The sequence below is a fragment of the Tahibacter sp. genome (assembly GCF_035481375.1).
GTDB lineage: Bacteria > Pseudomonadota > Gammaproteobacteria > Xanthomonadales > Rhodanobacteraceae > Tahibacter.
Genome location: NZ_DATIGT010000195.1, coordinates 1 through 5,886 on the forward strand (window position 1 = coordinate 1; position 5,886 = coordinate 5,886).

At 70.0% G+C, this 5,886-nt stretch carries 3 protein-coding genes; 1 reads left to right on the top strand and 2 read right to left on the bottom strand.

What is annotated here, in order from left to right; genetic code table 11:
- Window positions 1-271 precede the first annotated feature (271 nt).
- A complete protein-coding gene (locus tag VLF18_RS12320; protein ID WP_325279923.1) occupies window positions 272-1,555 on the top strand; it encodes an alkaline phosphatase PhoX in 1,284 nt (427 codons plus the stop codon).
- 93 nt (window positions 1,556-1,648) lie between these two features.
- Here VLF18_RS12320 and VLF18_RS12325 read toward each other — a convergent pair whose 3' ends face one another.
- Together VLF18_RS12325 and VLF18_RS12330 are read right to left on the bottom strand one after the other, a co-directional pair.
- A complete protein-coding gene (locus VLF18_RS12325; protein WP_325279924.1) occupies window positions 1,649-3,208 on the bottom strand; it encodes a hypothetical protein in 1,560 nt (519 codons plus the stop codon).
- Window positions 3,209-3,448: 240 nt separating this feature from the next.
- A partial coding sequence (locus VLF18_RS12330) for a winged helix-turn-helix domain-containing protein (RefSeq protein ID WP_325279925.1) occupies window positions 3,449-5,886 on the bottom strand: 2,438 nt, incomplete at its 5' end.

Consider the following 5,886-nt stretch of genomic DNA (forward strand, 5'->3'; position numbering starts at 1 on the left):
GGGCGGTCATGGCGGGTACGCCGCCGCGGCGGGCGGGGCGTGGGCGTAGCCTTGCGCCTTGTCATGCAAGCGTCAAGCTGCGTTGCAGCGTGGGGTGAACAAGTGGAGAGTGCGGAGGAGTGAGAATCTGAAGTGAAGCGCGCCGCCCGCCGCTGTTTTCTCACTCCCTCTCTACTCCGCACTCTGACGTTTCACGCGACCTTAATCTGCACGCCACCGCCGTTTCATCGACGCCGCTCAGCCTTCCGGTCCCTTTTGAATGGAGATCGGGATGGCTCTCGATGCGAAGATGGATCGCCGCGGATTTCTCGTGCGCGCGATGGCGGCGGCGGGAATGCTGGCGGTCGGGCCGAACGCGTTCGCGAACGTCAACGAGGCGACGCGCTCGGTGCACGGCTGGGACCGCCTGCGGCGCCTGAATCCGAAGCTGATCGACGCGCTGCGCGGCGGACTGCTGCCGCCGGACGGCAACGGCATCCGTCTGCCGGCAGGCTTCACCTCGCGCGTGGTCGCACGCACCGGACAGGCGCCGGTGTCCGGCGGCAGCTATCTGTGGCACCGCTCGCCCGACGGCGGCGCGACCTACACGACGAGCGACGGCGGTTGGGTCTATGTCAGCAATGCCGAAGTCGGCTCGGGGCAGGGCGGTTGCGGTGCGCTGCGCTTCAATGCGAACGGCGAGGTCGTCGACGCGTACTCGATCCTGACCGGTACGAGCAGCAACTGCGCCGGCGGCGCGACGCCCTGGGGCACGTGGATTTCCTGCGAGGAAACCGACAGCGGCCATTCCTGGGAATGCGATCCGCTCGGCGTGCAGCCCGCGGTCAAGCGCGCCGCGCTCGGCACGTTCAAGCACGAAGCGATTGCGGTCGACCCGGCCGCGCGCTGCGTGTATCTGACCGAGGACCAGAGCAACGGCCGCTTCTACCGCTTCACGCCGACCGCGTGGCCGGACTTCAGCGCCGGGCAGCTCGATGTCGCCGAGGCCGTCGGCGCCGACGAGACCGTGCCGCGCAGCGTGACCTGGCATGCCGTGCCGAATCCGAATCCGAATCTCGGCGCGGGCGACACGGCGACGCGCCTGCAGGTCGCGCAGAGCACGGCGTTCCGCGGCGGAGAAGGCATCCATTTCCACAATGGTCGTGTGTTCTTCACGACCAAGGGCGACAACCGCGTGTACTGCTACGACACGCGCACGGCGATGATCGAGATCTTCTACGACGACGCCTGGTTCACCTCGCCGGAACTGACCGGCGTCGACAACGTCATCGTCGATTCGAAGGGCTTCGTCTACGTCGCCGAAGACGGCGGCAATCTGCAGATCGTCATGCTCGCGCCCGAAGGCCAGGTGCTGCCGCTGCTGCAGATCGTCGGCCAGGATTCGTCCGAAGTCGCCGGACCGGCGTTCAGCCCGGACGGCACGCGCCTGTACTTCAGCTCGCAGCGCGGCACGACGGGTCAGTCGACCGGCGGCATCACGTACGAGGTCACCGGTCCGTTCTATGCGACGGACCTGGTATTCCAGACGGGCTTCGAGGATGTGACACGGCGTTGAGCAAGGCGCCGCGGGGCTTCGGCTGCGGCTCAACCCGATCTGCGGATCGACGCGCAGATTGGGCTGAGTGCAGCGAAGCCCAGCGCCGAGGCGTCACGGCGCCTCGAATCGCCCGCAGAAGATCGCGCATTCGTCTTCGATGACGACGGACTGCAGCTGGATCACCATGGCGTGGTCGCCCTGGAACACCATCCAGGCGGCCTTCTCGAAATGCTCGGGGCCGAAGGTGCGGTTGATGTTGTTGAGGTCGGACGAGTCGAACAGGTCGCCGCCGGGGTTGAACAGCTCGAACTCCATGGTGGTCTGCGGCGTCGACATCGGCGTTTCGAAGACGTGGATGCCGTCGGAGCGCGGGTAGTCGTTGGAGATGCGCAGCAGTCCGTTCTTGACGTCGGCGAGCGTGTCGCTCGCTTTGCCGGCATGCAGCGTCGTGCGTGAGAAATCGATCGGGTAGGCCACGTGCTGGCCCGGTTCGATCTCGAAGCCGTCGGGCGTCGCGCGCATGGACAGCGTGACCGGGGTCTGTTCGGGCACGCCCGCAAACGGGCCTGCGGCGAGGTCGTTGAAGACGACGATGCCGTGCGCTTGCACGATCGCGTCCTGCTCGGGCACGGCATCGAGTTCGATCACGAATGAGTTGATCGCGTTGTTCGGATCGAGGCCCCAGCCGCCGAGCACGCGGCCGTCGCCGGACACCGCGGTCACGGAATTGAGCAGCCAGCCCTGCGGCACGGCGATGCCGCGTGCGGCGAGGAAGTCGGTCAGCCTGACCATGCCGGTCGAAGGCGTCCAGACGACGGCTTCGCGCTGGAAGCCGAAACCGCTCGCGCCGCCGACGAGGTTGCCGTCGTCGCTGACGCCGAATGCATAGGCGCGATCGAAGAAGCTGCCGCTTTTGATGATGCCGATGGGCTGCAGGCCGGTCGCCGCGGTCCAGCGCCAGGCCTCCTTGCCGTCGGCGCCGGCGCCGGTGCCGACGATGACGCTGCCGTCGCGGTTCACGCCGAGCGCTTCGCCGACCTGCAGGTTCTGCGCGTCGAGCAGTTCGCTGACGACGCCGTCGACCCACTTCACCGCGCGGCGATAGCCGACGTCGGTGTCGTTCCAGCCGATGACGACATGACCGTCGCGGCTGATCGCGTTGGCGCGCGCATAGCTGTCGACGTCGAGGCGCGGCAGCTCGGCGATGCCGGTCGCCGCATTCCAGCGGAACGCGACGGCGTTGCCGTCGGCGTTGTAGGAGAGTCCGACGACCGTGCCGTCGTCGGCGGCGTCGTAGCCGGCACTGGCCATGCCGTCGAGCGCCTGCGCACCGGGCAGCGCGCCGACGAGGATCGGATCGAAGAACTGCGCGTTGCTGTAGGCGATCGCGGCGACCCAGTTCTGGTTCGCGTCGAGCGCCTGGCCGGCCATCGGCTGGCCCCAGCTGTTCATGCCCTGCATGCCGGCGTAGCCGTCGATCAGCGCGGCGCCGCGGTCGCGGTTCCAGCGGAACGACGCGTCGGAACCCTGGATGCTGCCCGTCGCGATGCGGCCGTGTTCGGAAAGGCCGACGAGCTGGCTGCCCGGCATGGCTACGGAAGTGAAGCTGCCGGCGGACACGGTGCCGGAGACGACCAGGCCGATCAGGCCCGCAAGAATGCAAACGCGCATGGATGAAACCCTCGAAGTCGCGGGAGGAAACGTCCGCCGGGCGCCCGGCGAGGGGGGCGGCGGGGAGGCTGGAAGCCCGGCGGACCGTCCGAGTATTGGCGCCAGTTCCGCCGCTGCTTTCGCGCTCCATGCGGAGACGTTTCGTGTTCCCTTACTTTTCCATCACTGCGTTGAATTTCCTGCGAAATTTTCGGCGCGACGACAGCCGCATCGCGTGAACGCGGTCACGCTTCGGGGATTTCAGCGGATCTGCGCCGGCTGCGGCGGGCGGGTCAGGACCGGCGCGATCGGACGCTCGCCGGCAAGACCGCGGGCTTTCTGCAGCGCGCGCTGCCACGCGTCGAGGTCGCCTTGGGACCAGTAGCCCCAGACCTGCAGCATCGCGCAGCCGAAGTCGGCGTCGGCCCAGCGCGACACGCGCGCAATGACCGGTGCGGCGGCGCGTGCGTCGCCGCTGTCGAGCAGCGCGCCGCCGTAACTCTGCGCGACCAGCGCGAGGTCAATGACGATGCCGCTGCGCTCGGCCTGGTTCATGAGTTCGGTGTAGCGGCGCCGCGCGGCGTCGCGGCGGCTGCGGCTCCAGTCGACCTCGGCGGTCGCGAGCCCGGCGTAGAGCGTCGCCGACGGATGACCGGCACGCTCGGCCCAGTGCGCGAACTGCGGCAGCAGGGCTTCGGCTTCGCCGTCGCGTTCGAGCGCGCGCAGCGCGCGCAGGCGCACGAGCCAGAGCTGCGCGTGCTCGCGCGCGAATTGTTCCTCGGGCAGCGTTTCGCGGCCGGCCTGCGCGAGCCGCAGTGCCTGCTCCGCGTCGCCGTCGGCGAGCGCGAGCCGTGCGAGCAGCGCGTCGGCGCGGCCGGCGGTGTCGTTCTCGACCGGCAGTTCCAGCTCGCGGCGCAGCCCCGCGATCAGGCTGCGCGCCTCCTGCACGCGGCCGCACTGGGCCAGCACGTCGGCGCGCACGATCGCGAGCTGATGGCGCAGCCGCGGACTCGCGCTGCGCGAGGCGAGACTCCAGAACGTGTCCGTAGTCTGCACGGCGCCGGCCAGATCGAGCATTTCGAGCTGCGCGCGGGCGAGGCCGATCAGCGTGGTCAGTTGTTCGTTGATCGCGCCGAACGCGGCGAACTGCGCGGCGGCGCGGCGCAGTCCGGCGACGGCTTCGGCATAGCGTCCGCGTTCGATGTCGAGGATGCCGAGGTTCGCGTCGATGCGCGCGACGGCCAGCGCGTCGCCGGCGTTCTCGAGCTCCACGCGCGCGTCGGCGAAGGTTGCGAGCGCGTCGTCGAAACGCTGCTGCGCGGCCTGCGTGATCGCGAGGCCGGTATAGGCCTGTCCGCGCGCGCGGACTTCGCTGCCGGGGCGCAGCAGCGCGACCGCTTCGGTGAAATAGCGTTCGGCCGCCTGCATCCGGTTGCGCCGGATCGCGACCGAGCCGAGGCCGTTGAGCACCTGGCCGCGCAGCGCGGCGTCGTGTTGGGCATCGAGGGTTTCGAGCAGCGGCAGCAGGCGGCCGTCGAGCGCCTCGTAGTCGCCGGCGCGGAAATCGATCTGCGAGCGGCGGTAGACGATTTCGGCGTCGTCGGCGTTCGCGCCGACCGCGTCGAGTTCGCGCCGCGCGAGATCCAGATCGTCGCCGAGCAAGGCGGCTTCGGCGCGCTGCAGATGTTCGGCGCGCGCGCCGCTCGCGATCGGCGTCGCGGCGTTCGCGCCGATCAATGCCGACATTGCCAGCCGGCCCGCATCGAGCACGGTGCCGGCCGTGCCTTCGACGTCGCGACGAGTGCCGTCGGCGGCGGTGGCCGCGATGCGCACGCGCCAGCCGTCGCCTTCGCGCTGCGCGCGCGGAGCGAGCACGAGGCGCGCGCCGCTGTCGCGCGCGGTCTTGAGATCCGCGGCCGGCGAGCGGACTGCGGCATTGCGCGACAGCAGCACCAGCGTCGTGTCGCTCGGCAGCGTCGCGTGGCCGGCGGCGCGCAATTGCGAGGCGAGAAAATCCATGCCGCCGAGCCGTATCCACGACCACTCCGCGCCTTCGTCGACCTCGACCGGCAGCACGATTGCGGCACCGGCGCCGGCGGACCGGCCAGCCGGTGCCGTCGTGTCCGGCGGCGTCCGCGACGGCGTGCGTGCGAACTGCGCCACGAGCAGCGCCAAGGCGGCCGCGAGCAGCAGCCAGATCCAGGACGCGCGCCGGCGCGGCGATGCGTCGGGTCGTGCAGCGGCAGGCGGCGACGTCGCGAGATCGGGTTCGGCCTGCGCCGGCCGTGCAGGCGCAGGTGCTTCGGTTGCGGCCGCCGGCATCCCGTCTTGGACGACCGTCGCGGCCTCGGTCGGCAGTACCCAGCGATAGCCGAACCGCGGCACGGTGCGTACGACATTCTGTTCGTTGCCGGTGTCGCCGACCGCGCGGCGCACGCGCAGGATGGTCTGCGCGAGCAGCGTGTCGGATACGTCGACCTTGCCCCAGACCGCGGCGATGAGTTCGTCGCGGCCGACGGCGCGCTCGCGGCGCTCGACGAGATAGGCCATGCAGTCGAACGCGCGCGGCGGCAGCGCCACGAGTTCGCCGTTGCGCTGCAGTTCGCGCGCGGCGGGGTCGAGTCGATAATCGGCGAAACGGTAGACGACGGCTGGCATCCGCCGCAGCGTAGCCTGCCCGCTGTCGTGCGCGCCATGGC